The organism is Aporhodopirellula aestuarii, from assembly GCF_023701485.1.
In the GTDB taxonomy this organism is placed as follows: domain Bacteria; phylum Planctomycetota; class Planctomycetia; order Pirellulales; family Pirellulaceae; genus Rhodopirellula; species Rhodopirellula aestuarii.
Genome location: NZ_JAMQBK010000161.1, coordinates 1 through 2,810, shown reverse-complemented (window position 1 = coordinate 2,810; position 2,810 = coordinate 1). Strand labels below are relative to the sequence as shown.

Annotated in this window: 1 protein-coding gene; it reads right to left on the bottom strand. The window is 60.0% G+C overall.

The window, feature by feature from the left end; translation table 11 throughout:
- Positions 1–89 precede the first annotated feature (89 nt).
- On the bottom strand, positions 90–2,810 hold the full coding sequence (locus NB063_RS32095) for a hypothetical protein (RefSeq protein WP_250933931.1): 2,721 nt from the start codon (positions 2,808–2,810) through the stop codon (positions 90–92).

Here is a 2,810-nt window from a genome sequence, read left to right as displayed (position 1 = left end):
CGGTGTGGGACCGGACGGCTCCGCGCCGTTACGCTAAGTCTTTTAACCCAGTCCAGGTGGAGATCAAGCACCACGGTGTCTCGGCCAATTTACTCGCCGGCCGTTTCTTCGTAGATCGGAAGGTGGCGGTAGTAGACTTCGAGATTGAGCAGGTTCATGGCGGAGACGTACAGGCGGCCGCCGTGAGGACTCCATCGGTCTGGAACCGGGTACTCAGGATCCCAACTACCGGCTTCCGGTCCGCGTTTGATCTGGCTGTCGATCAGGACGGGGGTGAGGTATCCGCTCCATTTCTTCCAGTAGTCGCCGCCCATGTGGAACATGACCTGGGTCGCGTAGTACCAATAGTAGGTATCACGCATCGGAGCACGGCGTGTTCCGACTCTTGGTGGGCTGGCGAGGATATAGTCCGCGGCCGATTGCATGTCGGGGGTATCACGGCTCCAACCGGAATACATCCGCATCAAGATGCCCACAGAAGTCATGGTTGGAGACGGTCGTCGTCCATGTGCCTGTTGCGGAGTGTCGGGCGCATACGGGTTGTAGACGTAAAGATCTCGCCGTGTGGGGCTGACTTTCGCCAAATCCAGCCAGCGTTCGATGCCTTTGTATACGTCGGGTGAAACGTCGAGATTGGAAAGCTCACCGCTCTTAACCGCCATCATCATCCATCCGGTGACCGACGTGTCGCTGCTGACCTGCGGCGTGTAACGCCATCCCCCGCGGCGGCGATGCTGTGTCGCTTCGATGTACCGAATGCATTGCTGTGCCGGTTCTCGCAATTCGCTGTCCTGGGTCATGCCGTAGGCTTCGCACAACGCGAGCGCGGCAATGCCGTGTGAATACAACGCAACATTCTGATCGCTAATCGCATTTTCGAGTCGATACAAATCGCCATTGGATTTCTGGTTCTGGAGCAGAAAGGCGAGTCCTTTGGCGACAACGGATGCGTATTGGTGTTGGCGATGGGTGTAGCCGGCACCTTGGAATGCAAGTAGGCACAGCCCGGTTGCAGCCGTATCACTTTGCAGCAACACGTCTTCACCGTGACCTTGGAGCGACCAACTTCCGTCTTCGTTTTGCAAAGACGCGAGATAGGCGAGGCCGAGCTCAATCGCTTCTTCCGTTTCGGGGCCGACCATCCCCGCAGGAGCCGGTGCGGCGCCACCGCTGGTTCGTTGGACTCGGCGGCTGAACTTTTCGACCGCGGCGATCGCCATTCCCGCTGGTGTGATTGGGCCCCCGACGATCCTCCGTTCACGACGGTCACGTGACAGATCCATGGAGGCCATTTCGACCGGGTCGGTCGATGGGACCATGCCGGCTTTCTCCGCGAACACCTTCGCAAGTCCAGCTGGACCTTCCGGCGCGGTCAAGTCGAAGGTCGGATCCGCACTGCTCGACAAGTCTGGCAATCCGTCGTCATCCGCCCGAGCGGTTCGTTCCAATTTGGTATCCCGCATCGCGCGGTCGGCGTCGTCGTTCTTGGGTCCGGAATCTCCAGCGTCAGATTGAGCGTCCGCTAACATCTCGGCAATCGCCCCGGCATCAATCGCGTCACCGGCAGCTTGACCTTGTCCAGCCCGTCCGCGACGACGGGTCGAGCGGGGACGGCTAAATTCCTGCATCTCAACGGTAGGTTGTGGGAGCCCGGCCATGGAGGCCAGTTCACTGCGCTGTGGCAGGTTTCCGGCCGACTCTTCGAATTCAGCTGTCACGGCGTCTGCGGAGAATTCGGACGAGGCGGCTGAGAGCTGGGCACCGACGGCTTCGCTGCTTCGTTCGATCGGTGTGTCAATCGGTGCAATCATCCGTTCGGCAGTCACGTCGAGTTTCGCAACCGAGACTGTAGGCGGCGCCGGGGCGGAGCCGGCAGGAGCTGCACGATCGGGGCTCCGCCGTTGACTTCGCTGACGCGACAGACCCGACGTTCCGATTTGCGGCATCGCTTCGGCGAGTTTGCGGATCGCCGGCGTCGGTGAAGGCAAAGGTTCGATCCGCGGCAAATCGGGTGCGGCGGCGGCGATTGAGACCGATGGCAGTGGACGTTGCCTCGCGGTGCGGCTCGGCGTGGTTGGCTTCTCCGCCCGAGCAACTTGGGCGGCCGGCACCGGAGTCATATCCACTTCTGGTGCCTGTGGTGATGCTTCGGCTGGCATCGCGGGGGCATCCCGTTGCACGCGTTGCCGAGCCAATTTGGAGGGAGCATCAGCGGGCTTCGGGATCGAAGCTTCTGGTTCGGGTCGCTCCATCAGAAACTTCTTCGGCGCGACCGTTGGTTGCTCACGCGGTCGCGGGATTTCCAATTGCGGGGCCGAACGGGCGACCGGGGGAAGCTGTCTTTCCTCGCGAGGAACGACGCGAGATGTCGTTTCAACGTCGACCGGTTGCGACCAGTCGGGTGTGATCGCTTCGGTTTCTTCTGGTTTTTGAAAAAGGTATTCCGGCACCGTCTTGCGAATCGGCGATCGTTCCGGCTTCGCTCCCGCAAATGCCTCAGGGAAATAGTGTGGAAAAATCACCAACTGCACCGCGAGAATTAACAACAGCAAGTGCACGATCGTGCTGAACAGGAACCCCACCTGAACCGACTTCTGCACAAATTGGGACGCGATCATCCGCAGGGCGAAAGAGATCGCGATGGTGATCAACGGAACCAAAATCAAATAGGTCAAGCGGTTGTGCAGGATCCGCGTATCGTCGAAGCTCAGGTAGTTCCAAACCATGTACAGAACGAGACTGCCGAGAGCGGCCATGCCGACGTCCAGCGGCCACATCCGTTCGACACCTTCGTCATCGACATCGTCGAT